The organism is Denitromonas halophila, assembly GCF_007625155.1.
GTDB lineage: Bacteria > Pseudomonadota > Gammaproteobacteria > Burkholderiales > Rhodocyclaceae > Nitrogeniibacter > Nitrogeniibacter halophilus.
The window spans coordinates 162,084-188,294 of the sequence record NZ_VMNK01000015.1; the positions used below are offsets into that span (position 1 = coordinate 162,084).

At 56.9% G+C, this 26,211-nt stretch carries 30 protein-coding genes and 1 tRNA gene; 13 read left to right on the forward strand and 18 right to left on the reverse strand.

Features of this window, described 5'->3' with window-relative positions:
• Positions 1–19: 19 nt before the first annotated feature.
• Together bamC and FHP91_RS15220 are read left to right on the forward strand one after the other, a co-directional pair.
• Complete coding sequence (gene bamC, locus FHP91_RS15215) at positions 20–1,159, forward strand: outer membrane protein assembly factor BamC (RefSeq protein ID WP_144310395.1); 1,140 nt, start codon at positions 20–22, stop codon at positions 1,157–1,159.
• Positions 1,156–1,929 carry an MBL fold metallo-hydrolase gene (locus FHP91_RS15220; protein ID WP_222105223.1) on the forward strand — a complete coding sequence of 258 codons (774 nt, stop codon included), beginning with the start codon at positions 1,156–1,158 and terminating at the stop codon, positions 1,927–1,929. The genes bamC and FHP91_RS15220 overlap by 4 nt, the downstream gene beginning before the upstream one ends.
• Before the next feature lie 52 nt (positions 1,930–1,981).
• On the opposite strand, the gene FHP91_RS15225 is transcribed toward FHP91_RS15220, so the two are convergent.
• A complete protein-coding gene (locus tag FHP91_RS15225) occupies positions 1,982–2,386 on the reverse strand; it encodes a hypothetical protein (RefSeq protein ID WP_144310396.1) in 405 nt (134 codons plus the stop codon).
• A gap of 330 nt (positions 2,387–2,716) precedes the next feature.
• Between FHP91_RS15225 and rlmD the strand changes: the two genes are divergently transcribed.
• The 6 genes from rlmD (at position 2,717) to FHP91_RS15255 (ending at position 6,875) form a co-directional block, all read left to right on the forward strand.
• Entirely contained in the window at positions 2,717–4,018 is a 1,302-nt protein-coding gene (gene rlmD, locus FHP91_RS15230; protein WP_144310397.1) for a 23S rRNA (uracil(1939)-C(5))-methyltransferase RlmD, read from the forward strand.
• Between the two features lie 67 nt (positions 4,019–4,085).
• Positions 4,086–4,173 (forward strand) — tRNA-Ser (locus FHP91_RS15235).
• 179 nt (positions 4,174–4,352) lie between these two features.
• Positions 4,353–4,874, forward strand: a complete 522-nt coding sequence (locus tag FHP91_RS15240; RefSeq protein WP_144310398.1) for a hypothetical protein — start codon at positions 4,353–4,355, stop codon at positions 4,872–4,874.
• Positions 4,871–5,221, forward strand: a complete 351-nt coding sequence (locus FHP91_RS15245) for a hypothetical protein (RefSeq protein WP_144310399.1) — start codon at positions 4,871–4,873, stop codon at positions 5,219–5,221. Before FHP91_RS15240 ends, FHP91_RS15245 begins: the two co-directional genes overlap by 4 nt.
• A 109-nt stretch (positions 5,222–5,330) precedes the next feature.
• Positions 5,331–5,906 carry a PEP-CTERM sorting domain-containing protein gene (locus tag FHP91_RS15250; protein ID WP_186301574.1) on the forward strand — a complete coding sequence of 192 codons (576 nt, stop codon included), beginning with the start codon at positions 5,331–5,333 and terminating at the stop codon, positions 5,904–5,906.
• Positions 5,907–5,972: 66 nt separating this feature from the next.
• Positions 5,973–6,875, forward strand: a complete 903-nt coding sequence (locus FHP91_RS15255; protein ID WP_144310401.1) for a hypothetical protein — start codon at positions 5,973–5,975, stop codon at positions 6,873–6,875.
• 14 nt (positions 6,876–6,889) lie between these two features.
• Here FHP91_RS15255 and FHP91_RS15260 read toward each other — a convergent pair whose 3' ends face one another.
• From FHP91_RS15260 to FHP91_RS15335, 16 genes are all read right to left on the reverse strand, one after another.
• On the reverse strand, positions 6,890–7,225 hold the full coding sequence (locus FHP91_RS15260) for a phage tail protein (RefSeq protein WP_144310402.1): 336 nt from the start codon (positions 7,223–7,225) through the stop codon (positions 6,890–6,892).
• A 14-nt stretch (positions 7,226–7,239) separates the two neighbouring features.
• Positions 7,240–9,348 carry a phage tail tape measure protein gene (locus FHP91_RS15265; protein ID WP_144310403.1) on the reverse strand — a complete coding sequence of 703 codons (2,109 nt, stop codon included), beginning with the start codon at positions 9,346–9,348 and terminating at the stop codon, positions 7,240–7,242.
• Positions 9,345–9,506, reverse strand: a complete 162-nt coding sequence (locus FHP91_RS21355) for a hypothetical protein (protein WP_222105224.1) — start codon at positions 9,504–9,506, stop codon at positions 9,345–9,347. The genes FHP91_RS15265 and FHP91_RS21355 overlap by 4 nt, the downstream gene beginning before the upstream one ends.
• Before the next feature lie 143 nt (positions 9,507–9,649).
• The gene (locus FHP91_RS15275; protein ID WP_144310404.1) at positions 9,650–9,967 is read right to left on the reverse strand and encodes a phage tail assembly chaperone family protein, TAC; all 318 of its coding nucleotides are present in this window, start codon (positions 9,965–9,967) and stop codon (positions 9,650–9,652) included.
• Between the two features lie 2 nt (positions 9,968–9,969).
• Complete coding sequence (locus FHP91_RS15280) at positions 9,970–10,443, reverse strand: phage tail tube protein (protein WP_144310405.1); 474 nt, start codon at positions 10,441–10,443, stop codon at positions 9,970–9,972.
• Between the two features lie 9 nt (positions 10,444–10,452).
• Positions 10,453–10,818: a tail completion protein gp17 gene (gene gp17, locus FHP91_RS15285; RefSeq protein ID WP_144310406.1), complete on the reverse strand. Its 366-nt coding sequence runs from the start codon at positions 10,816–10,818 to the stop codon at positions 10,453–10,455.
• On the reverse strand, positions 10,815–11,210 hold the full coding sequence (locus FHP91_RS15290) for an HK97-gp10 family putative phage morphogenesis protein (protein ID WP_144310407.1): 396 nt from the start codon (positions 11,208–11,210) through the stop codon (positions 10,815–10,817). The genes gp17 and FHP91_RS15290 overlap by 4 nt, the downstream gene beginning before the upstream one ends.
• Positions 11,204–11,542, reverse strand: a complete 339-nt coding sequence (locus tag FHP91_RS15295) for a phage head closure protein (protein ID WP_144310408.1) — start codon at positions 11,540–11,542, stop codon at positions 11,204–11,206. Before FHP91_RS15295 ends, FHP91_RS15290 begins: the two co-directional genes overlap by 7 nt.
• Positions 11,539–11,829 carry a head-tail connector protein gene (locus tag FHP91_RS15300; protein ID WP_144310409.1) on the reverse strand — a complete coding sequence of 97 codons (291 nt, stop codon included), beginning with the start codon at positions 11,827–11,829 and terminating at the stop codon, positions 11,539–11,541. The genes FHP91_RS15295 and FHP91_RS15300 overlap by 4 nt, the downstream gene beginning before the upstream one ends.
• Positions 11,826–13,055, reverse strand: a complete 1,230-nt coding sequence (locus FHP91_RS15305; protein ID WP_144310410.1) for a phage portal protein — start codon at positions 13,053–13,055, stop codon at positions 11,826–11,828. The genes FHP91_RS15300 and FHP91_RS15305 overlap by 4 nt, the downstream gene beginning before the upstream one ends.
• A 48-nt stretch (positions 13,056–13,103) precedes the next feature.
• On the reverse strand, positions 13,104–14,897 hold the full coding sequence (locus FHP91_RS15310) for a phage major capsid protein (RefSeq protein WP_144310411.1): 1,794 nt from the start codon (positions 14,895–14,897) through the stop codon (positions 13,104–13,106).
• A gap of 90 nt (positions 14,898–14,987) precedes the next feature.
• Positions 14,988–16,412 carry a terminase large subunit gene (locus FHP91_RS15315; RefSeq protein WP_144310412.1) on the reverse strand — a complete coding sequence of 475 codons (1,425 nt, stop codon included), beginning with the start codon at positions 16,410–16,412 and terminating at the stop codon, positions 14,988–14,990.
• 87 nt (positions 16,413–16,499) lie between these two features.
• A complete protein-coding gene (locus FHP91_RS15320; protein WP_144310413.1) occupies positions 16,500–16,973 on the reverse strand; it encodes a hypothetical protein in 474 nt (157 codons plus the stop codon).
• A 114-nt stretch (positions 16,974–17,087) separates the two neighbouring features.
• Positions 17,088–17,510 carry a hypothetical protein gene (locus FHP91_RS21725; RefSeq protein WP_144310414.1) on the reverse strand — a complete coding sequence of 141 codons (423 nt, stop codon included), beginning with the start codon at positions 17,508–17,510 and terminating at the stop codon, positions 17,088–17,090.
• A gap of 133 nt (positions 17,511–17,643) precedes the next feature.
• Positions 17,644–17,940 carry an HNH endonuclease gene (locus FHP91_RS21730; protein WP_144310415.1) on the reverse strand — a complete coding sequence of 99 codons (297 nt, stop codon included), beginning with the start codon at positions 17,938–17,940 and terminating at the stop codon, positions 17,644–17,646.
• A 119-nt stretch (positions 17,941–18,059) separates the two neighbouring features.
• Positions 18,060–18,317 (reverse strand): hypothetical protein, encoded by a 258-nt coding sequence (locus FHP91_RS15335; protein ID WP_144310416.1) that lies wholly within the window; start codon positions 18,315–18,317, stop codon positions 18,060–18,062.
• Between the two features lie 26 nt (positions 18,318–18,343).
• Between FHP91_RS15335 and FHP91_RS15340 the strand changes: the two genes are divergently transcribed.
• Together FHP91_RS15340 and FHP91_RS21180 are read left to right on the forward strand one after the other, a co-directional pair.
• Complete coding sequence (locus FHP91_RS15340; RefSeq protein WP_144310417.1) at positions 18,344–18,583, forward strand: hypothetical protein; 240 nt, start codon at positions 18,344–18,346, stop codon at positions 18,581–18,583.
• Positions 18,584–19,404: 821 nt separating this feature from the next.
• Complete coding sequence (locus tag FHP91_RS21180) at positions 19,405–19,575, forward strand: hypothetical protein (protein WP_186301575.1); 171 nt, start codon at positions 19,405–19,407, stop codon at positions 19,573–19,575.
• Positions 19,576–19,964: 389 nt separating this feature from the next.
• Here the strand turns inward: FHP91_RS21180 and FHP91_RS15345 are convergent, their stop codons facing one another.
• Complete coding sequence (locus FHP91_RS15345) at positions 19,965–21,215, reverse strand: tyrosine-type recombinase/integrase (RefSeq protein WP_313791161.1); 1,251 nt, start codon at positions 21,213–21,215, stop codon at positions 19,965–19,967.
• A 303-nt stretch (positions 21,216–21,518) separates the two neighbouring features.
• Between FHP91_RS15345 and FHP91_RS15350 the strand changes: the two genes are divergently transcribed.
• From FHP91_RS15350 to FHP91_RS15360, 3 genes are all read left to right on the forward strand, one after another.
• Complete coding sequence (locus FHP91_RS15350; protein WP_144310419.1) at positions 21,519–22,157, forward strand: ANTAR domain-containing response regulator; 639 nt, start codon at positions 21,519–21,521, stop codon at positions 22,155–22,157.
• A gap of 263 nt (positions 22,158–22,420) precedes the next feature.
• Positions 22,421–24,268, forward strand: coding sequence for a PAS domain S-box protein (locus FHP91_RS15355; protein WP_186301576.1), 1,848 nt, complete (start codon positions 22,421–22,423; stop codon positions 24,266–24,268).
• Between the two features lie 310 nt (positions 24,269–24,578).
• Positions 24,579–26,201 (forward strand): methyl-accepting chemotaxis protein, encoded by a 1,623-nt coding sequence (locus FHP91_RS15360; protein ID WP_144310421.1) that lies wholly within the window; start codon positions 24,579–24,581, stop codon positions 26,199–26,201.
• Positions 26,202–26,211 lie beyond the last annotated feature (10 nt).

Genomic DNA, 26,211 nt, shown 5'->3' on the forward strand with positions numbered 1-26,211 from the left:
TCGATAGGTATTCATCACGATGCAGCGACGTCACACCGCGACTCTCTCCGTGCTCGCCGCCAGCCTGGTGCTGGCTGGCTGCAATGGCAGCATGATCGAAACCAAAAAGATCGACTACAAGAGCGCGGCCAAGGCGCCGACGCTGGAAATCCCCCCCGATCTGACCGTGCCCAATCGCAACGACCGCTATGCCGTGCCCGACTCGGGCGGCAAGGGAACGGCCACTTTCTCGACCTACAACACCGAACGCGTCGCAACCGCGGGTGCGGGTGAGTCGCGCGAAGTGCTGCCCGCCGAGGCCGGTATGCGCGTTGAACGCGCAGGCTCCCAGCGCTGGCTGGTGATCAAGAAAACGCCCGAAGAGCTATGGCCCGACGTGCGCAATTTCTGGATCGAGCTGGGCTTCATCCTGAACATCGATTCGCCGGAAATCGGCGTGCTCGAAACCGACTGGGCCGAAGATCGCGCCAAGATCCCGCAGGACATCATCCGCGGTACGCTCGGCAAGGTTCTTGACGGTCTGTACTCGACGCCCGAGCGCGACAAGTTCCGCACCCGCATCGAAAAGGGTGCGGAGCCCGGTACGGTCGAGGTGTTCATCAGCCACCGCGGCATGATGGAAATCTACGAAAACGAATCCAAGTCGACCACGGTCTGGCAGCCGCGTCCGGCCGATCCGGAACTCGAAGCCGAAATGCTGCGCCGCCTGATGGTGCATCTGGGCGCCGAAGAAAAGCGGGCCGAAGAGAGCGTCGCTGTCGCACCGCGACCCGAGCAAGCCACGCTAGCGACCGCCGGCGGGCAGACCCTGCTCAAGGTTGACGATCCCTTCGATCGTGCATGGCGTCGTGTCGGCCTGGCGCTCGACCGCATCGGTTTCACGGTGCAGGATCGTAACCGCTCGGAAGGCGTGTACTACGTGCGCTACATCGACCCCGAACTCGACAACAACACCAAGAAGCCCGAAGGCTTCCTGTCGAAGCTGGCCTTCTGGCGCAGCAATGACAAACCCGTGGTGTCGGGCAGCGAGTACCGGATTCAGGTGGCCGGCGAAAACGCCGACCGCAGTCGCGTCCGCGTGCTCACGCCGGAAGGCGGCGAGGACACCTCGCAGACCGCCACCAAGATCCTCGGCTTGCTGCACGAACAGCTGAAGTGATCCGGTTCGCCTCGCTGGGCAGCGGCAGTCGCGGTAACGCGCTGCTGGTCCAGTCGGGGCGAACGCGCTTGCTCATCGACTGTGGCTTCGGGCCACGCGCACTGGCGCAGCGTCTGGCACGGCTGGGCGTTGTGCCAGAGCAGATCGACGCGGTGCTCCTCACTCACGAGCACAGCGATCATGTGGCCGGGGTTGCGGCCCTCGCCAAACGGTTTTCCTGCCCGGTCTATGCTTCAGCCGGTACACGTCGCGCGTTGGCGCGCCGCAAGATTGCTGTGCCTTGTCTTGAAGACATCGATGGCACCACCGACTTCGTCGTCCAGGACCTCCAGGTTCGCCCCTATGCCGTTCCGCACGATGCGGAGCAACCCACCCAGTTTGTCGTGTCGGCCAATGGCTTGTCGCTGGGTGTGTTGACCGACGCGGGCAGCGTGACGGCATCCATGCGCGATGCGCTGCGCGGATGTGCCGGCCTGATGTTGGAGTTCAATCACGATTCAGCCATGCTCGCGCAAGGCCCGTATCCCGCGCGATTGAAAGCGCGGATCAGCGGTGGCCTGGGCCATCTGGAGAATCGCGTTGCGGCGGATTTGCTGCGCGCGATGCGAGGTGATGCGCTGCAAGTCGTGCTGGCCGCACACTTGAGCGAAACCAATAACGATCCCCACCATGTGGCGACCTGCCTCTCGAAGGTGCTCGCCGACACATCCACCGTCTGGCAGATTGCAACGCAGCAGGCCGGGTCCGACTGGATCGTATTGCGCGCTTGAAAACAAAAAACCCCGCCGAAGCGAGGTTTTTTGATTGCAGCAGAGAAAGCGCTTACTGCTTGGGCATTTCCGGCTTGGCATCGGCTGCGGCGTCCTTGGCAGCTTCAACGGCGTTGCCAGCGGCTTCTTTCGCAGCTTCAACGGCATTGCCAGCGGCATCCTTGGCGGCAGCAGCGGCGTCGCCCGTGGCTTCCACGGCGGCGGTTGCGCCTTCCTTGGCGGCTTCCATGGCGTGGCCAGCAGCATCCTTGGCGGAGTCGGCGGCAGCAGCGGCGCTGTCCTTGGCGGCCTCAGCGGCGCTCATCTCCTTGGCGGCCTCGGCAGGGGCTTCGGTGACCGGAGCAGCGGCGGGGGCTTCAACAGCCGGCGCGGCGACCGGTGCAGCCGGCTCTTCTTTTTGGCCGCAAGCGGACACGGCGAGAGCGACAAGGGCGGCGACGAGGAGAGAATTTTTCATGTTCGAGGACCTCTTTCTTGGGTTGGGTATTGCGTTGATGTTGATCCTGCGTTTTGCAGAACTCGCTGAAAATACTAGCATGCGCATGATCGCATACAAGTGTTTTGTTGCTGTGCCGCAACATCATTTAACGGCCTCAAACGCTAATTGCACTGCGGTTGTTGGGGTTTTGGCGGGATGTCTAAATTGTTTCAGATTGTGCGTTGTGTCGAAGTGTTTCGTGATTCGGTGATTGGCGCCCCTTCGCTTCGCCGAGGTCGTAGCGAGATGAAGGATTGATGTCGTCTGAGGGGTCGTTACAATACCGCCTTTCTTTACGATCAGCCGACCATGCCCATTGCCATCATCCAATCGCTCGACCACGAAGGTCGGGGTGTGACTCGCTCTGCCGAAGGGAAGGCGGTGTTTGTCGATGGCGCACTGCCCGGCGAAGAGGTCGAGTATTCGGTCGTCCGGAAAAAAAAGACCTTTGAGCAAGCCGAGATCACCAGGATCATTCGTGCCAGTGCGCAGCGGGTCACGCCAAAATGCGCCTTCTTCGACAAATGCGGTGGCTGCTCGATGCAGCATTTCGATTCCAACGCGCAAGCCGCGGCAAAGCAGCGCGTGCTCGAAGATGCGTTCTGGCACATTGCCCGACTCAAACCCGCCATCATCTACCCGACGGTTGTTGGCGCGCCCTGGGGTTACCGCTATCGCGCCCGCATCGGGGTGCGGCATGTCCCCTCAAAGGGTGGCGTGCTGGTGGGCTTTCATGAAAAGCGCAGCAGCTATATCGCCGACATGAGTTCGTGTCAGATTCTGCCGCCGCATATCTCGGACATGCTGCCGCAGATGCGTCGCGTGATTGCCGGATTGTCCGTGCCCGATCGTGTGCCGCAAATCGAGATCGCCGTGGGTGATACAGAAACCGTCCTCGTGTTTCGCAATCTGGTTGAATTGAGCGACGATGATCTGGCCCAGTTGCGGGCGTTCGCCGAGGCGAACGCGGTGCAGGTCTGGCTGCAGCCTGCCGGCCCGGCGACGGCGTACTGTGTACACCCCGACGCGGCGCCGGCCTTGACCTACAGCATGCCTGAGTTCGATGTGACAATGAACTTCCGGCCCAATGACTTTACGCAGGTGAATATCCCGATCAACCGGGTGCTCATGCGTCGTGCGATGCAACTGCTCGACCCGCAACCGGGCGAGCGCATTGCCGACCTGTTCTGTGGCCTGGGCAATTTCAGCCTGCCGATTGCCCGCTCCGGGGCCACTGTCATTGGCGTTGAAGGCAGCGATGCCTTGGTCGCCCGTGCCGCTGAAAACGCGCGCGCCAACGGCCTCGCGGAGCGCACCGAGTTCTATGCGGCCAACCTGTTCGAAGCCACCGAAGACAGCATGGCCGCCTTTGGAAAACTCGACAAATTGCTGATCGATCCCCCGCGCGACGGTGCCCATGCGGTGGTCAGTGCCTTGGGCGAAGACGCGCCGCGCCGGATCGTCTACGTGTCCTGTAATCCGGCCTCGCTCGCGCGCGATGCGGCGGTGCTGACCTATGAAAAGGGCTATCGACTCATAGGCGCGGGCATTGCCAACATGTTCCCGCAGACCTCGCATGTGGAATCGATTGCGCTCTTCGAGCGCGACTGACGGACGCGGCGCAATCGGCTATACTCCGGCCGCGTCAGCTCGCGAAGCCCGTGAGCGCGGACCAAACGGAAGCTTGGCAGAGTGGTCGATTGCACCGGTCTTGAAAACCGGCATACCGAAAGGTATCCAGGGTTCGAATCCCTGAGCTTCCGCCATATATAGAGATAATCCCTTGATTACAAGGGATTTTTTCTTTTCTAAGTTCAGTGTTCTACGTCTCTTTCTACAAAATTGGTTCGTTAGTTCACCGGTACAAATGCCTCATTTATCGGATGCGGGGCTCCCTCAGTGCGCGAACTTTGTCATACTCACATAAACCGTAAAGGGTGCAGTGATGGACATTGTCGACCAAGAGCCAAGCAAGCCAGTAGAGCGAAATACCAAGCGTCGCGCGCCTCAGGTCGATTTTGACGCGGATGGCAATGTCGTAGATTGGGTCTATCGAGTACACAGGGCATTTCGCCCCGCACTCGATATCGTCTTCTCAACTCGGGTCCGCACCAAGAAGTTGCCCGACGGCACAAAGATCAAGCAGACCTTTCAAGAATGGACCGAGGGCAATCCGCCGCTGTACGCGTTCGGTGACTTCGACACGGTCCCGTCACGCGAGATCGCGCATGGAACGACAAGTCGATTCATTGCGCAGATCGGACAGAGCACCCCAGACAGGCTAGAGAAACCGCTGATCGTTTCAGGGTCGGTCGGCTTTCGCCTGTATGAGTGGTCAGGGGGTGTAGGAGGCTCATACGCCGAGCGCGGCTGGTATCGCTGCACACAAGCAGAATTTGTTGAGTTTTTGAAAACTGGTTGCGTTCCAGAAGTGTCAGAAAATCCCAGCCCGGAGAAGGTGTCATGACCGATAGTGACGCTGTAGAGACTATCCAGTTTTTGGTCCAGGGGTCGTCGCCTCAGCCCTACACCGTGACGATACGGCGAATTGGGAAGAACCTTTCTGCCTACTGCACTTGCAATTCTGGGCTACGCGGCGGCGTTTGCTACCACCGCACCAGCATTTTTGAGGGCAAAGCGGATCGAATTGTGAGCGACAACGCTGAGCAGGTTGCGGACGTTGTGCGCTGGCTTCCCGGAACCGATGTCGCTGCTGCGTTGCGCGCTCATGAAGAAGCAAAGAGCAGATTGGAGCTTGCGAGGAAAGCGGAAGGTGAGGCGAAGCAGGCGCTCATTTCGGCGATGCGGGACTAGCAAGGCCGAATGACACAGTTTTTGGCTTCCCCAACTCGACGGGGAGAAATCGGCAGGCTGAACGCGGTTTGCCGCTCTCGTGATTTTTTATTTCTTAGTGGGAATGGACTTGCGTAAAACGATTGGCAGCACCCTATTGGCAGCGGCGTTACTGGTAAGTGCCCCCGCAAGTGCGTTCGTTATCGGTTTTGACGACATCAACGACTTCTCGGAGGGTGGGATCAGAAGTGCCCACCTAGCGAGCGGGTATCAAGGATTGGATTGGAGTAGCAGGTGGCTAGCCATAGGGTCTTCGCTAGCAGTGCCGCATTCTGGATCGAACTTCGCTATGAGCAACGGAAATAGCGATTTGATGATTTCGTCTGAAAGCAATTTCGACTTTCTCAGCATGTGGGCTCGCGGGGGCTCTGCTGGGTTTTCTGCGCGAGCCACTGGATACGACGACGGTGTAGAGGTCTACACCAAAATTTTCCGCGTTACGACGACGTTCCAGCCCTTCGAATTCGGCTTTCTTGATATCGATGAGCTTCGATTGACAGGTTTTTACGTGAACCTTTTTGTGGACGACATATCGGTGAACACGTATTTAACGAACAATGTTCCAGAGCCTTCATCTATTGTGCTTTCTGGGCTTGGACTTTTGGCGCTATCCGCAGCTCGTAAGAACCGTTTGAAAAAGCGCTAGCATCAGTTTTACTCGCCTAAATGAGGCGGATAAATTTGTGGTTTGGCACTATTTCTGAGGTGAAGAGTGACAAAAAAACAAGCAGAACACCAAGATGCCGAATCTCCAGTGTCGCCCAATGGAAAGGGTAAGTGCTTCGTCGTTACGCCGATTGGCCCAGATAGCTCGCCTACTAGACGGTCTGCCGATGGACTGTACAGATCGGTCATTAAGCCCGTTCTAGAGGAATTAGGCATGGAGCCGGTCGTCGCCCATGAGATCGCAGCGTCGGGTTCGATTACACGACAGGTAATTGAGCATGTTCTCTATGATGAGTTGGTTATTGCGAACCTAACTGACCTAAATCCTAATGTGATGTATGAGCTGGCAATTAGGCACTGTACAAGGCTGCCCGTTGTTGCGCTCGCGGAGCATGGTACAAAGCTTCCGTTCGATATCTCTGACGAGAGAACGATTTTCTACCGAAACGACATGCACGGTGCTGTGGAATTAGTTCCCGCGCTTCGAGATGCGATTTCTGCCACTTTGTCGGAACCTGATCAAGACAATCCTGTATATAGAGTGGCAAAATCAAAAATCATCCGAGAGTCAGTTGAAATAGATAGTGCACAACAGTACATAATAAGCAGACTTGATCAGTTGGCGGATTCGATTTCAGGTTTATCTTCTGTTGATCATCCTGATAAGCATATTTTTACCTACCTTTTGTCGGTTGAGACCCTAAAGACTTCAGGGATTTTTTTACGTAAACTTCCGGATATTTTGGGTAACATTGTGGGGATTGTGGATATTGAGGAAATTCGCGTTGGCGATTCTCGGTGGGCTAATCAGCCATCCATTAAAACAGCGCAAGTTCGCGGAATTAAGGCATGCATTTTTGTGACCTACAAATCTATTAGTCTTTCTAGTATTGAAAAGGTGCTGAATGCGAATTCTTTCAAGGTGATTGATTTTTATATTGTTGATTAGTTTAATTTTGATGTCTAGTTTTCGAACACCTCTTCAAAGGTGCCGGTGATTGATCGGTGCCGGGGGCTTGTCGGCTGAACCGACCACTCACGGCATACCCATTTCCCCAGCTCTCCATGGGGAGGCGTCCAGTAAAAGGCGGTAAGCGCACCGTGGGCCTTTAGAAACGCTTCTATGGCGTCCGCCACTGCTAGTGGCTTGTTGGTAAGCGTTAGCTGCCATTTCCGGGGTTGTGAATTGATTCCAATCGCCACGCGTACTTCGTACCCGTCGCCGAACTGAGTTGCGTTGACGTTTGGCTTGACCGTGAGGGCGCTGCCGTAGCTGGGCACCCATGTGAACGTGTTCATGTGTTGTCCCTGTGTTAGTTGTAGAGCAGGCCGCCCGGTCGCTTGTTGCGGACGATGACTTCGGTTACGACGCCTTCGATCTGTCGGGCTAGCTCCCTACCTGTTTTAGAGTCGTTGCCTGAGCCCTTTTCGTCTCGACTGCCTTCATTGATGGTGATCGACACGTTGACGTTTCCTGCGCCGCCGCTTGATGCGACACCTAGTTTTCCATCGGGGCCGCGCTTTAGCGGCATGATCGCTTCCGGTCCTGCTTCGCCCATTAGTCCGGTCTTGAATGAGCCGCCAGACGCGAATTTGAATAGCGTTGGCGAGTTGACTACGCCGCCATCCGCGAAGGCGCTGATTTGCCCCGATTGATTAAACGCGCCCCCGTCGGCGAACAGTGAGCCGAAAGCGCTGCTGTTCTTCATCGCGTTCAAGACCGCTTGTTGGACGACCATCTTCGCGATTGCCTTCAAGAACGATGCGAGCATGTCGCCTAGCGACTTGTTGAACGGGTCAAACAGGTAATCGACGAACGCGCCCGACATGTCTTGTGCTGCGTCTTGGGCAAGCTTCGCGAGGTCGATGAAAGATTCGCCCGCGCTGTCTGTGTGCTTGGGAATGTTGCCGAGCGAGGTTTGCGCGGCTTCTGTGAACTGCTCGGCACTGATCCGTCCTTGCTCGAACGCGGACGCGAGGAACAGCATCGTGTCGCGCTGTGCATCTAGTTGTGCGGTGGGTGTTGCTGCGATCAGCTCATTCAGACGTGTTTGCTCCGCAGCGACTTTTTCCGCGCTCAGGGTGTATTCAGCTTGCTGAGCAACCGCATTGCGCCACGTCTCGGGCATATCGAGAAATGCGGGGTCCGACATCGCCCGTGCTAGTTCTGCTTCGGTCGCGGTCAGGTTCAGTCCTGATGCGTTCGCGTCCCGTAGTGCGCGGTCCAGCAATCCCATCACGTCGGCGTACGCTTTTGCTGCGTCGGTTAGCGGGTCTTGCGTTGATGCAGCGTTCTTGCCGTTCAGCGCTTTGGGCTTCTTCTGGGTGTTCGGTAGTGCGGGTGCTGAGACTTTTTGCGTCGGCAGGGTTGGCTCCTGCGCGCTAGGGTTCATGACTCGTTGCTCGAACGCATCAAGGCGTGCGCGGGCTTCTTCGGCGTCGGCTTTCATCATGTCGCCGATTGCCGAGAATGCTTCAAAGTCGAGCGTTGATAGGGCCGACAGTTGAGCGGCTACACCCCCAACCTCGCGCCCGACACCCGCGAAGACAAATGCAACGTTTGCCCCGACGATGGCCAGCGTTTCGATGGTGGTCTTTGCAGCAGATGCAGCGGTGTCGAAAACTGACGTCTGGTCGCGAGCATTCAAGAACTCTTTCGCGACTTCGTTCAGTGCGGGAATTGTTGCAAGGGCAATCGTGGCGGCCAGCGTCTGGCCCTGCGTATCGATTCGAGTCATGTTGTCGTTGAACTCAACCGAGTAGGGGGCCAGGTCGCGTAGGGTTTCGCCCAACAGGCTGGCCTCGTCGCGCATTGCCCTGAGACCTGCTCGGCCGTTGTTCAGCGTCGGGATTAACCGGATGCCCGACTCTTCCATCAGCTTGTTTGCAAGGGCCGATTTGCCGGCGCCGTCTTCCATCGTGCTGAACGCATCAGCAATGTCTAGCACCACCGCTTCAACCGGGCGTAGTTTCCCGGCGCTGTCGGTGATGCTGATTCCCAATGCGCTGAACGCGGCGGCGGCTTCGCTGCTCCCGGCCTGAGCGGCGAGCATCTTGTTTGATACCCCTTTGATGCCGTTGCCGAGGTCTTGGAGCGTCGCGTCATTCAGGCTGGCCGCGTAGTTCAGGGCGGAAAGCTCTTGAACGGCAACGCCCGTACGCTGCGACATTTTGCTAAGTTGGTCTGAGAGGTCAGCAGCGCCCTTGACGCTGCTCGCGAGGTTCAGCGCTCCCCACGCTGTAGCAATGCCCGCTGCCATCGTTGTGAACGTCTTTTCGATAGCCTTCGCGCGCTCTTTCGCTTGCCGCTCGATTTGTCGCGTCTTCTTGTCCGCGACACGGGCGGCTTTGTCCATGCCCGATTCGAAGCCGCCAGTTTTGGCGATCAAATCGAGGGTGAGGGTGCCGAGTGATCTACTCATTTTTTCTTGCCTGTCAAAAGCATCAATACGTCTTCAAGGGTTGCGTCCTGCTCTTCGTGTTGTGTTGGTGGTTTGCCGAGCATGTAGTCGGCAACTTGTGCCTTGCCGCCGAGTGCGTTGTTGATCATTGCTGCGAGCTGCGCGAAACCGTGGTGCATGTGTTGGTTCGGCGTCCCGTGCTTCTTGACGTAGGCGAACCATTGCAGCGCCTCGGGATACGTGAGCCGCTGCTTTGCCTCTTCGATGGTTCTGCCGCCGACGCCGTTTAGTACGAGTTCGCACCAAACTTCGTCGGCGGGTGTCAGTTTGGGAGGTCTGACCCGCCCGGTGTCCCGTTAGCCGTGTTGATCGCTTCGATCAGCTTTGTCGCTAGCGAAACATCAAGACGATAGGCGTCGTCATAACTGATCGGCTCTTGATCGGGGCCAAGCAGGATCGATGCGGCAATCATCTTCGCGGATCGGCTACGGTCATCTTGACCAGCGAGCAACGCCTCAACATCGCCGAAAGCGAGACGCTTAACGAAGACATCAAAGGAGTGGCCGCGCCAATGGACAGGTGATTTAACCGGCTCAGCGTGAATGAAGCCGCCCGCCTTTTTGAGTTCAGACAGGTTCATGGTTACGCCTTCGCGATCAGGGCCGGGAAGCCGGAAATCTGAACGCTAATCGAAGAGCTGACAATGCTATTCAGGCTGAAGTCGAAGGGGCAATCTGCAACATAGCCCTGAAACTGAAGGAAGCTACGGGTCGTTGGCAGATCAAAAATCTCGTTGTTGACGCCGTCGAGCACTGCGGGGTCGGTGCCGTCAGACCAGCCAAGCGCCCATTCAAGAACGGTGCCCGAAACGAACAGCTCATGAAGCTTTTTGTGGCCCGTGTTCTTGGGGTCAAAGCGGATTTCAAAAGAGGCCGCGCCCGGTGCCATCAAGCCCGAATCGTACTCATGTGCGACCGAATCAAGATCGGTAGTTTCAATTTGGTCGCGAGAAGCGTTGATGCCAGAGATCGACGCGATCGCGCCGACTTTGATGACTTCGGGGGTTGCGCCCGGAGCGATGAAGAACAAATGCGTGCCTTGCGTTTTTACGGTCATGAATTACCTCTAGTTCGTGTAGATGAGAGAAGCGTTGAAAGTTGCGCGGTACAGCCCGGTTTCGCTGTCTTTGGTCTCGCCGCGCAATGCGGTTATGTATGCGTCGTTTTCGATAGCCCGGCGAACCGCTCTAGCGGTGTCCCGTGTGCTTTCTGGGCGGGTCGCCCATATGTCGATTTGAATGGTCACGTAGTCGTTTTCAGCAGCTTCGCCAAGCAGGTTGTCGGGTGTGCCCGATACGACTTGCCACGTTGCGTAGGGAAGGGCGGTTTGCTCGGTCGCTGAGCCAAATTCGTAGAACCGAACCGGTGCCGTTCCGAGTAGATCGGTCGCGTCGGTGCTAGCGCTGATCAGCGGAAAAATGGTTGTGTTCATGCTCGGTCGAGCGCCTTCGACAATTCGGCGGTTACGGTGTTGAGCACCGCGCCTGCGTTTGTCTCAAGTGCTGGCAACATGAACGGCTGAGCCGGTTGGTGCTTGGTGCCAAATTCAACCATCCGCCAGTAATACGGCGTGCCGTCATTCTTTTTTGCCCCGCCACGGATGCCGACTCGCGCGTAAACAACGCCCGGCTTTACCTTGAAGCTCAAGGCAATATGTCTGCTCAGGTTGCCTGAGTCGGTCGGTGCGCGGTCTTTCGCGGCGTTCCGAACGATGCTCATCGCCTTACGCGTAGCAGTGCGGATCGCTTTTTTGGCGATCTTTTCTTCGACCTGGGCGATGCGTTTCAGCACATCGGAAAGTGACTTCGTGTCGAGTGTCAGCATGTGACACACGCCATCGTTAGGTACTCTCGCCCGCTGTCTGCGTCGGGGAGAATGCCAAGAATGTTGTAGATCGAACCTGTCGCCGTGGTGATCCGCATCGCAGGGGAAAGCCCGGTGCGGTAACGGATGACGATTCGCGCAGAGACTTTCGACTGTGTCGCTTGTGCTGCGATGAACTCGCGAACCGACAGGGGCTCTATGGCTGCTGAAATGTTCTCGGCTACCGAAATCCACGTTGTGACGATTTCGCCCGTTGCGGGATTCTGGCCATGTACCGGTTGTTCAATGGTGATGCGGTGCCGGAGCTTGCCCGCGTTAAGCCCTTGGGTCATGCGAGCGCGGGGCTTCTGAGCCGTTCTAAGATGATGCGTACGGTCGGGCTAAGGGGAGCCGCAGCACTGTTTCTGTTCTGGTAAAGCTCCCCAAGAATCAGCAGCGCCGCTGCGTCCATGACGTTGGCTCCATCGGCGGATGGGTTGCGCCATGCGACACCGTCGGCAAAGTCCATGACGTAGTCCCTGACGATTCCCTCGGCCATGTTTATGAGCGTGTGAATCAAATCGTCTTCGTGGTCGTCATCGATGCGTAGATACATCTTTGCTTGGCTGATCGCGATCATTGAGCGACCGCCGCGTCTTGTGTCGTGCTCGACAGTGGTACGTCTTGAAGCTGCCTAAGCACCTCGTCACCACCGGCGACGGGTGGATACCCTTCAATAGACCGAACTTCGTTGATGGTCATCCAGCGCGCGTTGATTGCACCTCCATGGGCGGCGTATCGCGACGTGGTGTCCATGCGCATTAGCTGCGATTCGTCAAACTCGGTGCGAATCGTCGGCGGGAGGTCGAGTCCATCATCCAGCGCTAGCTCCATGGCCTCGATGAGGTGCTGAAGAGCGTCGCAGTAGTAGGACAGGTTCATTTGCTCATTGCTGGTGTACGGAGCGGCCGGGCCAGCGCTGATCTTCCACGCTGGTACGTTGAACGCACGGCAGACGTCTTGGGCCGTGAAATTCAGTTGTTCAATCAGTTGCGAGTCGACGGCCGAGACGGTCATTGTTTCGTACTGAATTCCGTCGCCTAGAACAGCGGTCTTCCCGAAGTTCTGCCCGGTATAGTTCGCCTCCCAATGTGCTTTAAGACGCTGGGCGGTTTCGTTGCTGATCTGGCCGGGGGCGGTAAGAATTCCGCCCGGTTGCGAGCCGTTTTCGAAGAACTTGGCGCTGTTTCGTTGAATCGAAACCCCCTGCATGGCGGCAAGGCCAGCGGCGGTAAGTGGGGAAATTCCCACTAACGGATGATGTGGGGTGATGCCGCGATCATGAATAATCTCGCGGGCTGGCACCGTGACATCGGCGGCAATTCCGGCAATGTTGCTGCGCTTGATTTGGTAGAAAACCGCCCCATCGTCGGACACAAGAACCGTCACGGTCTGGGCGTCAAGAACGTGCAGGGCTTCAATTTTCCCCGCTGCGTTGCGCTGTTTCAGAATGTAGGCGTTGCCGCGAAACAGCTTGCTCAGTGCCCATGCGCTGAAGAACTGAAGGCGGTTCTGGTAGCGGTTTGGGCGACGAAGAAGGGCGCTGTACTCGTGTTCGGTTGCGGAAAAGTGCCTTCCGGCCTTTGCGCTGATGTCGATTGGCAGTTTGCCGATGTCGTTCGCGATCAGAGATGCACATGCGAACACCGCAGAGTGTGCAAGGGCGGTTTCGACTTCAATAGTCTCGCCACGCTGCCACGCGCCGGATGTTGCTTCTCTCAAGACCGGAAACCATCCGCCCGACCCGGTAGGAACCGGGCTCGGTGTTGCAGATTTGCGGGTGATTTCAAAACCGAAGACGTTCATTTCTGACCTTGTATATGTGCCCCCACTCGCCCGAGTGGGGGCGTTCGCTTAGGCGTACTTGGTCGCGGAAATAACCACAACGGCGCTCGGACGACGGCGAGTCCAGGTCACACCGCGAATAGCTTTGATCGCGACGGACCCCGTCTGCCACAAGCTCACGAGTTGAGACGGTGTCGGAGTGGTGCTGTCGTTGGTCGGCGCGGTGTCGAACTCAAGCGAGGCTTCACGAGACGCGTCAATTGCAAGACCGCCTTCGGCAACGAGAATGTCGTTTTGAACTGCAAGCACGACGTCATACCCGTTGATTGCGTCACCCGGAACGTTTGTAGAGGTCACGACTGGCAGACCTTCGAAGGTGCCGCCCGACATGCCCACACCGTCGAACTCTTTTTGTCCGTTGGCATTGCGCATCATGGACAGGCTGAGTGCTGTACTCGGATTCATGATCCAGACGCCTGTCGCTAGCGGATGATTCGCGGCAATGAATTTCTTGTACGCGCTGGTCACGTCTGCACGGACTGCGTCTGCATCGGTGCCAGATGCAGCAGTGGCGTCAGCCCCGTTTGTGATCGCCGCCGGTTTTACTCCCGTGATGCCGGCGTTTGCCGGATCAATGAATGCGAGGTCCACGGCTTGGACCACAGTAGCCAACAGGTCGTCACGTACAAGCGCTTCAGCGGCGGGCTCAGAGCGTCGCAACAGGTCTTCGGTGAAGACAGCGATAGCACCGACTTTGTGCGAGCCAATTTCCAAATCGCCAAATGCAGCGTTTGTCAGGGGGGCGGGCTTGCCTTCACCGATCCAACTTGCACTAGTGCCGCTGGTCGCTTTTGGCAGGCGGATGTTCTGCGGAACCTGTCGGGGCGTCAGCTTTCCGAGAATGGTCTCGGGGCGAAGCAACTCGATAAATTCGTTTGCCATCAACTGCGGTTCTACGAGTACCGAAAAATCGGCGGATGTGGTCGATCCTGCTGCGATAGCCGCTTTCAGAACGGTTTCGACCCGATTGCCGTATTGCAGTCCCTTGGCAATTTCGACCGCTTGCATCGGGTTGCCACGCGAAAGAGCGAGTGCTTTGGTGAACCGGACAAAGTCGGTGCCCTTCGGGGTGTTGTCGCCAACTGTGATGTATGGGGTTCGGGCGACTGGTTTTGCGTCTTTTGCTTGTCGCGCTTCAGCAGATTTCAGACGATCAATATGCTGATCAATCGTGGTGATTTCCACTTCAGCGGACTTGTACTGTGCGTCTTCGTCTCCCGAAAGCGTGACGCCTTTTGTAATGAGCGAGTCCATGCTGGCCAGAAGTTCGGTTTTTTTTGCGTGGAACTGCTGAATTTGATCAGCGATAGTCATAGATTGAATTACCTTTCCTTGGTGTGATGGTGTGGATTTAACTACTTTAATTTCCGCGTCGATGTTTGATGGAACGGTAACCGCAGAAAGTTCAAGCCAGTTCCATTTTTTAAAACACAAGCCGCCCTCAATTGGCGATGCTTCAATCGGTCGAAATCCGACACTAAATCCAGTGACAAGACCTGATTTGATCATCTGCCAAATTTCGGAAATTTTCGTGGTGGCATCTTTTGCAACTTTCGCGACGATTTCGATTCCAGTGCTTGTTACCGTTGCTTCTATGACGTGCCCAATCGGTTGATTCTGATCGTGGTTGAATAGGAGCGGAATAGGAAGATTGAAAGATGCGCCTTCAGGAAGAATGATGTCACCGTCGCGATCCGGCTTTGGGGTTGTCGCGATACCGAAGATTAGCCCGCGCTCTTCGTCAATTGATTTGACGATTAGCGTTGAATTGGCGTTCTTCTTTGAATTTTCATTTAAGTTCATGTTGAATACAATATCATTTGAGCCGCTTTGACTAAATACGCCAATTAGCCCCTTGTAACCACTTATCCCACCGGATTCCACCGCTACGAATTAAATGAAGAACATCTGAAATTCTGGCTGCTCAGAAGGTGGTTGAGTCATTAGGGCTGCGCCAAAAGACATAGCAAGTGCAACCATTCCGTCAATGCGAGCGGTTGCCTTTGATTTGTCGAGCTTGCGATTTCCGCTAGGGTCTTTTGTGACTACTGCGCCGCCTGCACACATCGTCAGAACGGGATGCCCTCCATGGATAATTCGCTCGTTTAGGAATTCCGCTTCGAGGGCGTCTAGGGCGGGGCTCATGTCCTTGAACCCTTGCCCGTGCGGTACAAGCGGCAGCGCAAGTCCGAGACCGTCGAACTCTTTCTTTAGAACGTCCATTCGCCATCGATCGAACGCGATTGATTTGACGTCTAGTCCGTCGAGGATTTCGGCAATGTCGGTAGCGACTACCTCATAGTCGACGGTGGCCCCCGGAGTGGTCCGTAGAAAGCCCTGGTCGCGCCAGACGTCGTATGGTTGTCGATCCCGTCTAGCACGGTCCATGAGCCCTTTGGCGGGCGTCCAGAAGTGCGGTTGAACGTGCCAGATGTTGTCCCGCTTCCCGATCAAAACCAGTGCGGTTAGGTCGGTACGTGCTGATAGGTCAAGCCCTCCGAATACTTCGAGGCCATATAGGGTGGCGGGGACTTTCGCGCACCGCTCCCACACGCTTCGGCTCATGAACGGCGAGACCGTAGATACGCGTTGGTTCAGCGAAAGATTGCGGAACGTGTTTTCGACGCTCGGCATTCGCGCTGCTTCCCCCGACTGTTGTTGAAGGTCTTTCAGGCTGCGGAAAACTCCGAGCGCGGGGTTTGCAGCTTTCCATGCCTTGCGGTCATCAAGCGTTGCGTCGATTGGTGCTGCGTATACATGGCTGACGATGTGGGGGGCGCCGGACGCTTCTGCATCGTCGAGCCATATAGAGAAGAGGTCTGAGTCATTCGCTGCCTGCGTGCTGATGGCGATCAGCAGCGGCGCGTCGTGTGCGCCCTGTGCGGTGGTGATAGCGTCAATGAAGTCACTTCGTGGCCCTCGGACCTGGCCCACCTCGTCGAGAATCGCTAGCACGGGCGAAAGGCCGTGTGCGGTTTTGCCTTCAGCCGCAAGCGCCTTGTATTCGGTTCCCATCGGGAGGCCGAAGAGTTCTTTTCGGCTATCGACAACCCGCACCACGTCGCCGAGCTTTGGGTTGAGCTGAACCATCTTCGCTGCGAGCTTGAAGACGATGGATGCCTGCTCGCGTGACATTGCACCGCTGACAATTTGGGTGTTTTGTCGTGCTTCAGGGCCAACGAGATGAACAAGAACCAGCGCCGCAATTAACGCTGTTTTACCGTTCTTCCGTGCGATGGAAAGGAATGCTTTCCGAGTGCCATGCTTGTTGTTGTAGACAGCCCTGATGAACTTTTTCTGGAAGCCAGCAAGTTTCATCGGCCTACCGACATGAACGCCCTCAGGGGCTCGGCAGAACGATTCTATAAACCGGATGACCTTTGCTGCCCGCGTTGCTTTTGCCACCTAACGGACAGCCCGTACCGGCTTAGCAATCAGTTCATCATCGGCGTCTTCGATTGCAGATGCGATGCTGCGAGCGGTCGAGTTCTTATCAACTTGGTGCTCAGCGCGCCCATTTGTCGCGATGCTGTGAATCTGTAGCGCCCGGCACGTTCGGGTGACTCGTGCGGTGATGTCGTCAATTAGGACAAGCGCGGGGTGGGTCTTGTGGCCGCCTTTGGGCGTTTCAAGAATTGGTGACTGCCTCTGCATCAGCCGCCGAAGCCGTTCAAGCTCGGCGTAGTCTTCCGCTAGGTTCGTCGCGTGAAAAAGATCGCTGTCGGTCCATGCTTCACGCCGTTTGCTATTGATGATGACCGGCCAGTATTTCTCGGCACGCTCGCTTAATGGAAATGCCGAAGACGGCAGGGCTTGCGACGCATTCGCGGCGGATTCTCTCGCGAACTTGGTTCCGTCTGATCTGGGCGCTCGTGCCATCAGATACGCCCTGATTCGCATCGCAAAAAATACCGTTTGCGAAAAATTGAAGGGGAGAGTGCGTTGTTCAGATGCGCGGGTAGTTGATCATTTGCCTGCCCCCCGGTATGCGTCTCAGTCATGGGGAGCACCGAAGTATTTCGACGCCGTGCCGTAGTGCTCTATGTGAGCCTGTCGGTGTGCGGCATGAGCGTCATCAATGGTCTTGAAGCATCCGAGCCGTTGGGTGTGCGTTGATGTACCGGTCGGAAGCGTAATGCGGGCGAGGTACGTACTCGATGAGGTGATGCTTACGCCTTCTGGTAAGTGTTCGTCGGCGCAATATTCCGCCTCTGTGTAGTCGGGGTGAAACTCGGAGTTGGAGCCGTGATGGTCGAGGTGAGCCTGTCGATACGCGGCATGAGCTTCGCGGGGAGTTTTGAACTGACCGAGGTGCTTTGTTCCGAACGTGGCGATCCATAGATGGTTGTCGGTCTCGTCATCCAGCTCGGCAGACATCTTCACGCCCTGCAATGACGCGTGGTGCTGTGCGTGCATTGAAGTGGTCGCGTACATGCGAAGGCGAAGAATGCGCGCCTGATCAGATAGACCAAGTCTAATCAACTCCGTGTTTAACAGCTCAAGCTCTCTCGCTAGTGCAAGAAGTTTTCTATTCGGTACGTACTCCCGGCTATTCATAGCGGTTCCAGTGATGGTTGGGGTCAAACGGAATACCGCTTGAGTCGCCGCCGCAAAGAACGCCGGATTTTTCGAATCGTTGTTTAACCGCGTCGTGACAAGTCTTACAGAGTGATTGAAGGTTTTTCGTGTCAAAGAAGAGTGATTTGTCGCCACGATGCGGAATGATGTGATCAACAACCGTTGCGGGAATTATTCGGCCTTGTTGATCGCAGTAGACGCAGAAAGGGAAGGCGCGCAATTGAGCCTTCCTAATCTCTTTCCACTTTGATTTGTTATATAGAGCCATTTCCTTATTCCATTACTTGATGAAAGCATTATGCGCCGAGTTTTCGGATATTTAATGCGAGCAATGGAATACGGGGCGAAAAAACGTTATAAGATGTTCTGCCTTGCCCCGTAGTTGGTCTATTTAGAAGACATGGCCTTTTGTTCGGCTCGATTTGCGTCGATCAGTTGGTTGATAGAACGAATCTTTCGTTGGAATTCATCCATCGTCAAGCTGCGCTCTAGAGTCAGGATGATGAACTGCTCTTCCCTAATTGCTTCTGGGTCGAGGCGGGGTAAGCTGGAAAGGTACTCGCAGCGATCAACGGCCTCTGATAACCGCTTCTTCGCAAGTGTGATGTTACTCTCGTACTCTTCTTCAAAGAATCCGGTGCTCATTAGTAATCACCTCGTGATTTAGCGACGTGGCAACTCAAGAAGAATTCGAGTTCTTCTCTAACCCAACAGTTACGCCGGAAAATTTTGATTGGCTTTGGGAAGCGATCCGCCGCGATCCAGCGTTCAAGGGTGGTGCTGCTGATTCTGAACATGCGCAGGACTTCTTTTGCAAGAAGGAGGCGAGGTTCATTGGAGCTGGGCGGGTTGAAGCGTGTAGCGACGGTTTCAGGTTGATGGTTCACGGCAATATTTCCACAGACATTTAGAGAAATGGCTGTGGCGTTTTCTGCTACGAACGCTGGTCGCTTTGGAGGTGCCGGCCGTTGTTGCCCGGCTAGTGCTGTGCGGTAGTTGCTGAGTTGTTTCCCAGCGGATGAAATTGAGGTCAAACAGCCGTGTTAGAGCCACAACTTCAGAGCCGCGCCGTATTATTTGAGCGCACCGCTATAATACCATAAGTTGGTAAAGTAGGCTATATGTGTGTTAAAAATGTATGGCGTTGGCGGTGGATTGTGTTGCGGTTTTTTGCGTCATCAAGCAGGTGAAATTAATTGACCTACTTGAAGCTTATAAGTGTAACTAAGCTTGGGTTTTATAATTACCACCGGAAGGGCATAGCTCCCCCAAACCCAGCGGGTAAGCTAGGGGCTAAGCAGTTTTCTTCCGATGACACCGTATAGAGGCGCGGAACTCGATAACGATTCGGTTCTATTTCTTCGCAGGTTCAGACTTATATCGGTATTCGTCCCGATCCAACCCGGCTCTAAACCAACCCTTTCGGGTCGCTCCCACCGTCGGCTATATGGTTCCCGTTAAGCCTGCCTGATCGCTTTTGTCAGTGCCCGGTTGGGGGGCTCCCTTCACTGACAAAATAGACGCGACCAGCATTCGAATAATATACCACAAATAGGTATTTTTAGCTACGGGTCGTTGACGTTTTTCTTTTTAGGTGGTGGGTCAATAGAGGGCGTGCAATTTCATGCGGGTAGAATTTTTATTTAAGCAAGCCCCTTGATGTTCCGTGATCAAGAAGTGAAAATAGAGCTTCAGAAAAGACCAAATTTTGCATTACAACTAAGGAGCAACTATGAAAACAATGACGACTGAGCAGGCTTGCGACTACCTTGATGCTGCGTCGATTGAGCAGACGATCAACCTTGGTCACTGTGTCGTGAATCATGGTGTGTCAGAGGCAGGCGCTCGCTTTACGCTCATCCATGATTTTCACGGCTGCGCGTGCTTGACCGAAGCGCTCTAATTTAGGGTTACGGGGTAAGGTCCAGCTTTACCCCGTCGCCTTGCAGATATGTCACTGCTGAACTATCTGTCTGGGAGCCCTTAAAACGCTGCCAGAGCGTTTTTTTCAGATATGACATGCAACCCTGTGGGGTAGCAAAGTAAATCGATTGTAGGGCGTTCTGCGCCCTCTATTCTGGGTCGTTGAGATGCGCAGTCACTGTGTCTTAGCAGTCGCTGTTTTGTATCGGCTTCATTGAACTGTTTGGGGAGTTTGGTATTGAAGTTTTTGACCCGGCTCGTTAGAAGTACGATCAGGAAAAAACGCAAAAGAAGTGATTTAGGTCGTAGCTCTTAATAGACACAGCCCGACAGGTTAAATTCTGTCGGGCTGTGTCTTTTTAGTGGCGCTTATTCGGCTATCTGTGGCTCTTCTTGGGCCTCGTTTTCTTCTGCGTCTTTGACCTCGCAGTAGTCGGCCCAGTCCTGCATCATCGCTCGGCGCTTTTGCACCATGTCGCCGCGACGGTAAGCGGCTTCAACTTTATCGGCCACTTTGTGGGCGAGTGCCATATCTGCCATTTCTTTCGGGTAGTTGCTGATTTCTGCGGCCCAGTCACGAAACGAGCTGCGGAATCCGTGCATGGTTACGGGGCGTTTCATGCGTTTGAGCACAGCCGTCAGGCTCATGTCTGACAGGGGGCGGCCTGCGTCACGGCCCGGAAAAATCAGTTGCGGGTCTGTGCTCAGCTCTTGCATCGTTCGAAGGAGCGACAGCGCTTCTTTCGATAGAGTGACGCGGTGTTCCCGTGCTGCCTTCATGCGTTCTGCGGGAATGGTCCATAGCGCTGCATCCATGTCGATTTCTGACCATGTAGCCCCCCTGACTTCTCCCGACCGGGCAGCGGTAAGGATAGCGAACTCGCACGCCTTCGCCGCTATGCCCTCTTGCTTGCGTAGATCGGTCATGAAGGGGGCCATTTCCGCGTAGGGAAGGGCGGTGAAGTGTTTCTCCACCTTGAGGCGGGACCGGGGTGGCAGCAGGGCTTCAAGATGCCCCTTCAAGCGAGCCGGGTTCTCGCCGGTGCGATACTTCCGAACCGTTGCCCAATCAAGAATCCTTTCGATGCGACCGCGAAGACGGCTGAGCGTTTCGGTTTTGGTGAGCCATTCGGGTTCAAGGATTTTCATGATGTGGCTCGTCTCGATGCGGGACACGTCTAGCTTTCCGATGATTGGTGCGGCGTACGTTCTCAGCGTGCTTGCCCATTGCTCAGCGTGCTTCGGATTGGACCAAGTCGGTCGGTGCGCTTCTATGTACTGTTGTGCGCACCAGTCGAACGTGACCGCCTTTGCGCTGTTCGCTCGGTCTTCTGCTGCGCGGGACTCTCTCTCTTCAAGTGGATCGATGCCGTTCCGAATCTTCTTTCGGTTCTCGGTTGCGAGTTCGCGGGCTTCGGCTAAACCGACGTCGGGGTATGGTCCGAGTCCCATCCAATGGTCACGCCCAGAAATCATGTATCTGAAGATCCACGACTTCGAGCCCCCCGTCGTTACGTTGAGCATTAGGCCCGCACCGTCTCCGTACCTCCCCGCTTTGGAGAGGTTCTTAACCTGGAGTGGTGATAGCTTGTGAGCGCGTCCCATGTTACGTTCCGCCATAATTCGGTTGATGAAATCATTCTACAGAATGATCTACAAAATATGGCGGGATTTTACGTTTTTGTAAGATGCCTTAAGTTGCCTTAAGTGGCTTTATTGCGTCTTAAGTCATTGAAAAATAAGTGTTAAAAGTTTGTTTGCGGTGTCTTGCGGGGTGGTAGTATGTCTGACTGAGCTTCCGCCAAATATTCATTCAGCGCGGCGTTCGGCCGCGTTTGCGTTTCTGCTCGCTGAAACGCCGCGCGGCGTGGGTGGTGTCGGCACGCTGTCGAACGGTATGATCCAGCGAGGCGACGCTGTCGATTGGCACTGCTGGGTGCAGCCGACGAAACCTGTCGTGAGGGCATGGATATGAAACGCGTGTTGATCGTCGACGACGATCGGGTGATCCTGCAACTGCTCGCTGAAGGCTTGCGCGATCTGGGTTATGAGGTCGTCACGGCGGTGTCGGGGGCTGATGCGCTGGCCCGGGTTGCGGAGCAAACTATCGATTTGGCGGTTCTCGACATGCGCATGCCCGGTATGCCTGGGCTTGAATTGGCCCATGCGCTGCGCGAGCGGGGCGGGCCGCCTTTCGTTTTTCTATCGGCGTTTGGTGACAAAACCATCGTTCGCGACGCGTCGGACGCCGGGGCGATGGGGTATCTCATCAAGCCGGTTGACGTGCCGCAACTGGTCCCGTTTCTGGAGGCCTCAATGGCCCGCGCCGATGATCTGGCGAAGCTGCGCACCAGTGCGGGTCATCTTGAGCAGGCCTTGTCGGCCGAGCAAAAGACGCGCACCGCGGTCGGTATCATCATGGTTCGCAAAGGGCTTGATCGGCAGCAGGCATTTGATTTTCTACGCGGCCAGGCGCGCTCGCAGCGGCGCAAGATCGGTGATTTGGCGGAAGACCTGATCGCTTCAGTCGAGGGAGTCAACCGGATTCTGGCCGATTCGTGAAACCGGGGCTTCCGGTTGGCCGCCGACTATGGCAGCCTGACTGCTGACTTCGCCGCGCCTGTGAGCGCACACGGACTGCGGCCGCTCATTTTTACCGGCCGCGCCTGACGCCGGTCCGACATCCCGCCCGGCGCGTGTGCTGTGATTGCTTTTCCGGTTGAACAAGCCGGTATGAACGGGCCCAATCCCCGCCCGCAAATCTCCCACCGTATCGTCCGGCGCAGGTCGGTACTTGCTGACAGATGCTGTCGACAGGAAAGATCATGCTGGCCAGATTCACCGTTGCACAGCGGCTCGCCTTGGGCTTTGGCTTCATGTTGATGTTGCTTGTCTTCTCGGTGGTGCTAGGTCTGAATCGATTGGCGACACTCAACGAGATGGTTGAGCGGGTGGTGACGCGGGATCGCGAAAACACCGCACTGGCGAACCGTACGCTCGACCTCATGAACGAGCAGACCCAGGATACCTTGCTGCTGTTTCACGAGGGCGATACGGCGGCTGTCCGGTCACGCATTGCGGCACGAGTGGATACCATCAGCGCGACGATCAACCTGCTCGACAGTCAGCTTGACCATGTGCCCAGCCGGATGCGGCTCGACCAGGTGCGCGAGCAGCGCAAGGCCTATGTGGCGTCCTTTCTTGACGCGTCGCGACTTCAAGCGGCCGGGCGACATGCTGACGCGTGGCGCTGCATCCTGACTGAAACCGTGCCACGTCTGGACAGTCTCAAAGAGTCGATCGGTGCCTTGATCGCCATGCAGGATCGCGTGTTACGTGAGACCGCGAGCCAGTCACTGGCAACCTTCGAGCGTGCGCGCTGGTTGCTGATCCTGTTTCTGGCGGCAGCGGTCATTGCCGCACTTTTCCTGATGGTCTGGATCATCCGCGGGGTCATTCGGCCGCTTGGTGGTGAGCCGGAAACGGTGCGTGGCGTGGTCGAGCAGATCGCCGGGGGGAATCTGGATAGCCCGATTACATTGCGGCCGGACGATACCGGCAGCTTGCTTGCGGCCATGCAGACGATGCAACGCAATTTGCGCCACCTGATCGACGAGCGGGTACGGGCGGCGCAGGCGCTGCGCGAGAGTCAGCTGCGTTTTCAGGGCTTGGTTGAGACCTTTGGTGACTGGGTATGGGAAGTCGATGATGCCTGGCGCTATACCTATGCCAGCCCACAGAGCCTGCAGATTCTCGGCTACGCGCCGGAAGCGCTGATCGGTAAGACACCCTTTGATCTCATGCCTGCCGATGAGGCGGCCAGGGTGCAGGTGCTGGTTGAGGTGGCGCGGGCCAAGCGTCAGCCGATCGTCGGGCTGGAGAACGTTTGCCTGCACAAGCGAGGCCGTCGGGTGGTGCTCGAGAGCAGCGGTCAGCCGTTCTTTGATTCGCAGGGAAATTTTTGTGGCTACCGCGGGGTGGATCGTGAGATCACTGACCGCAAGCAGGCCGAGGCCGCGCGTCTGGCCGAGGCCGCGCGCTTGCGCGACGCCTTGGTGCGCGAGGTGCACCATCGCATCAAGAACAATCTGCAGACCGTCATTGGATTGTTGCGGCGCGAGGCGGGCAAGCGGCCTGACGCTCGGGCGTCGATCGAGTCTGCCATCGCCCAGGTGCAGGCGGTGGCGGTGGTGCACGGCCTGTATGGGCAGGTGACACGGCATAGCGTGATGCTGTGTGAGCTGGTGTCCGCGGTGGTGGGCAGTGTGTCGGAGCTAAGCGGTGTGCCCATTCGCCTTGACGGTGTGCTTTGCGTTCAGGGGCACTTGCTCATCCGAGAGAGTGAGACCGTTGCGGTCGCGCTGGTGCTGAACGAGTTGGTGACCAATGCCGTCAAGCATGCGGCGTCGGATACGGCTGGCGCGCAGCCGAGGGTCACCCTGAGTCTCAAGGGGTCCTGCGGTAGTGTGGCCATCGAGAACCCCGGTCGACTGGCGCCGGATTTCGATTTTGAGGCGCGTCAAGGCCTTGGCACCGGCCTTGGGCTGGTGCGTGCGCTGATTCCGGTGCCTGGCATGAAAGTGCACTATCGTCAGAGCGAGACGGGCGTTTTGGTGGAGGTCACGATCGAACCCCCGGTCGTCACGGCGGTCGGCCAGATCGTCGCCGACTGAGATCTCGGTGCGTTGTGCACCGGGATGTCAAAGACCATCGGAATAGACTTGGCGACAGACGGTAGCGTATGGGCTAAAGTAGCGGTCGTAGACGCCGATTGACTATTACCCACGCGCTCTGCTGAGTTCGATTGCATTGGCGTGTGGATACCGGGCGGCCCATTCCCCCGCCGTCCCGGTTGTTATTTTGTCGCCTGCGTCATTGCGACAAGCCTCTTTCAGGGCCCAATCCCAGCCCCTTGTTTCGTTTTGCTGGCGCCGTTCACGGCCTTGCCCTGACACGGTCCGCTTGTTGCTGGGGACAATCATCATGTTTGGACGACTCACTATCGGGTTGCGGTTGACGCTGGGCTTCGGGGCGCTGCTGGGTTTGCTTGTGCTGGCTATCGTGTTGGGGCTCAACCGGCTCGCCTCGGTCGAGGCGATGGTCGAACGCATTGTTGAGGTCGACTGGCAGAAGACCGAACTGGCCAACGACACCATTGACTTGATGAATGCCAACACGCGGGAGACCTTCCTGCTCTTTCATACGACCGACCCGGCGCCGGTTCGCCAGCGCATCGCCGCCAACGTCAAGGCGATTACCCAGTTGATCGAACAGCTCGACCAGTTGCTCTACCTGCCCGCGGGCAAGGCGATGCTTGGCGAGATCCGCAGCAAGCGCAAAATCTATGTGGATTCCTTTGTCGAGGTGTCCAAGCAACTTGAGGCGGGCGCGCGCGACGCGGCCTCCCGTCGTATGGCGGCTGAGACCGTGCCGGCGCTCGATGCCCTGCTTGCCTCGGTGGCTCGCCTGATTGATCTGCAGGGTGAAATTCTTGTACAGAGCGGGGAGACGGCCAAGGCAAGTTATGCCAGCGCGCGCACCCAGCTCTTGATGTTTTTGGGGCTGGCGGTGTTGGTGGCGCTGGGTTTAACACGCTGGATCGTCCTGTCGGTGACGCGGCCACTTGGCGGTGAGCCGGACGAGGCTCGGGTAGCGGTGGAAACCATCGCGCGTGGCGATCTGAGCGCAGCCATCGCGGTCAGGGCTGGAGACAGTCGCAGCCTGCTTGCTGCTTTGCACGGCATGCAGGGCAATCTGCGCCATATGATCGGCGAACTCACCGAGAACGCTAACGGCGTGGCCAGCGCCGCGGAGCAGCTGGCGGCCGCGTCGGCGCAGATCGCCAGTAGCTCGGCCAACCAGAGCGATGCGGCTTCGAGCATGGCCAGCGCTGTCGAACAGATGACCGTGAGCATCAACCAGGTGACCGACAGCGCGGGCGATGCCCGGCAGGTGACCCGCGACGCCGGCACGCTGTCTCATGCGGGCGGCGATGTGATCGCCCGCACCGTGGCCGAGATGCAAGGCATTGCCGATACGGTGGCCGATGCGGCACGCACTATCGAGGCGGTGGGTGACAGCTCTCAGCGAATTTCTCATGTGGTGCAGGTCATACGGGAAGTGGCCGAGCAGACCAACCTGCTGGCGCTCAATGCCGCCATCGAAGCCGCGCGCGCCGGCGAACAGGGGCGCGGCTTTGCGGTGGTGGCCGATGAGGTGCGCAAACTTGCCGAGCGTACCGCCAAGGCGACGACCGAAATCAGCGACATGATCACCACCATGCAGTCCAGCTCGGGGGCGGCGGTGAACACCATGGAGCGGGCGGTGACGCGCGTTGGCGAAGGGGTTGCTCTGGCCTCGCGGGCAGGCGAGTCGATGCAGGCGATCAGCGGGGGGACGCAACGGGCAGTGGCCGCAGTCAACGAGATTTCCAGCGCCTTGCGTGAGCAGAGCGTGGCCAGCAACGAGATCGCCGCCAACGTCGAGCGTATCGCGCAGATGTCGGAGGAGAACAGTGCATCGACTCAGCAAGCGCATGCCACGGCCGCCCAGCTTCAGGTGCTGGCCGAAGGCACTTTGAGTGCGGTGCGCGTCTTTCGACTTTGAGCGTCTGGGT

What these genes read in the sequence shown, in the direction of transcription:
- bamC (WP_144310395.1), top strand. Translation starts at nt 20, where the DNA reads ATGCAGCGACGTCACACCGCGACTCTCTCCGTGCTCGCCGCCAGCCTG.
- FHP91_RS15225 (WP_144310396.1), bottom strand. Translation starts at nt 2,386, where the DNA reads ATGAAAAATTCTCTCCTCGTCGCCGCCCTTGTCGCTCTCGCCGTGTCC.
- rlmD (WP_144310397.1), top strand. Translation starts at nt 2,717, where the DNA reads ATGCCCATTGCCATCATCCAATCGCTCGACCACGAAGGTCGGGGTGTG.
- FHP91_RS15240 (WP_144310398.1), top strand. Translation starts at nt 4,353, where the DNA reads ATGGACATTGTCGACCAAGAGCCAAGCAAGCCAGTAGAGCGAAATACC.
- FHP91_RS15245 (WP_144310399.1), top strand. Translation starts at nt 4,871, where the DNA reads ATGACCGATAGTGACGCTGTAGAGACTATCCAGTTTTTGGTCCAGGGG.
- FHP91_RS15260 (WP_144310402.1), bottom strand. Translation starts at nt 7,225, where the DNA reads ATGAACACGTTCACATGGGTGCCCAGCTACGGCAGCGCCCTCACGGTC.
- FHP91_RS15265 (WP_144310403.1), bottom strand. Translation starts at nt 9,348, where the DNA reads ATGAGTAGATCACTCGGCACCCTCACCCTCGATTTGATCGCCAAAACT.
- FHP91_RS21355 (WP_222105224.1), bottom strand. Translation starts at nt 9,506, where the DNA reads ATGCACCACGGTTTCGCGCAGCTCGCAGCAATGATCAACAACGCACTC.
- FHP91_RS15275 (WP_144310404.1), bottom strand. Translation starts at nt 9,967, where the DNA reads ATGAACCTGTCTGAACTCAAAAAGGCGGGCGGCTTCATTCACGCTGAG.
- FHP91_RS15280 (WP_144310405.1), bottom strand. Translation starts at nt 10,443, where the DNA reads ATGACCGTAAAAACGCAAGGCACGCATTTGTTCTTCATCGCTCCGGGC.
- gp17 (WP_144310406.1), bottom strand. Translation starts at nt 10,818, where the DNA reads ATGAACACAACCATTTTTCCGCTGATCAGCGCTAGCACCGACGCGACC.
- FHP91_RS15290 (WP_144310407.1), bottom strand. Translation starts at nt 11,210, where the DNA reads ATGCTGACACTCGACACGAAGTCACTTTCCGATGTGCTGAAACGCATC.
- FHP91_RS15295 (WP_144310408.1), bottom strand. Translation starts at nt 11,542, where the DNA reads ATGACCCAAGGGCTTAACGCGGGCAAGCTCCGGCACCGCATCACCATT.
- FHP91_RS15300 (WP_144310409.1), bottom strand. Translation starts at nt 11,829, where the DNA reads ATGATCGCGATCAGCCAAGCAAAGATGTATCTACGCATCGATGACGAC.
- FHP91_RS15305 (WP_144310410.1), bottom strand. Translation starts at nt 13,055, where the DNA reads ATGAACGTCTTCGGTTTTGAAATCACCCGCAAATCTGCAACACCGAGC.
- FHP91_RS15310 (WP_144310411.1), bottom strand. Translation starts at nt 14,897, where the DNA reads ATGAACTTAAATGAAAATTCAAAGAAGAACGCCAATTCAACGCTAATC.
- FHP91_RS15315 (WP_144310412.1), bottom strand. Translation starts at nt 16,412, where the DNA reads ATGAAACTTGCTGGCTTCCAGAAAAAGTTCATCAGGGCTGTCTACAAC.
- FHP91_RS15320 (WP_144310413.1), bottom strand. Translation starts at nt 16,973, where the DNA reads ATGGCACGAGCGCCCAGATCAGACGGAACCAAGTTCGCGAGAGAATCC.
- FHP91_RS21725 (WP_144310414.1), bottom strand. Translation starts at nt 17,510, where the DNA reads ATGCACGCACAGCACCACGCGTCATTGCAGGGCGTGAAGATGTCTGCC.
- FHP91_RS21730 (WP_144310415.1), bottom strand. Translation starts at nt 17,940, where the DNA reads ATGGCTCTATATAACAAATCAAAGTGGAAAGAGATTAGGAAGGCTCAA.
- FHP91_RS15335 (WP_144310416.1), bottom strand. Translation starts at nt 18,317, where the DNA reads ATGAGCACCGGATTCTTTGAAGAAGAGTACGAGAGTAACATCACACTT.
- FHP91_RS21180 (WP_186301575.1), top strand. Translation starts at nt 19,405, where the DNA reads ATGAAAACAATGACGACTGAGCAGGCTTGCGACTACCTTGATGCTGCG.
- FHP91_RS15345 (WP_313791161.1), bottom strand. Translation starts at nt 21,215, where the DNA reads ATGGCGGAACGTAACATGGGACGCGCTCACAAGCTATCACCACTCCAG.
- FHP91_RS15355 (WP_186301576.1), top strand. Translation starts at nt 22,421, where the DNA reads ATGCTGGCCAGATTCACCGTTGCACAGCGGCTCGCCTTGGGCTTTGGC.
- FHP91_RS15360 (WP_144310421.1), top strand. Translation starts at nt 24,579, where the DNA reads ATGTTTGGACGACTCACTATCGGGTTGCGGTTGACGCTGGGCTTCGGG.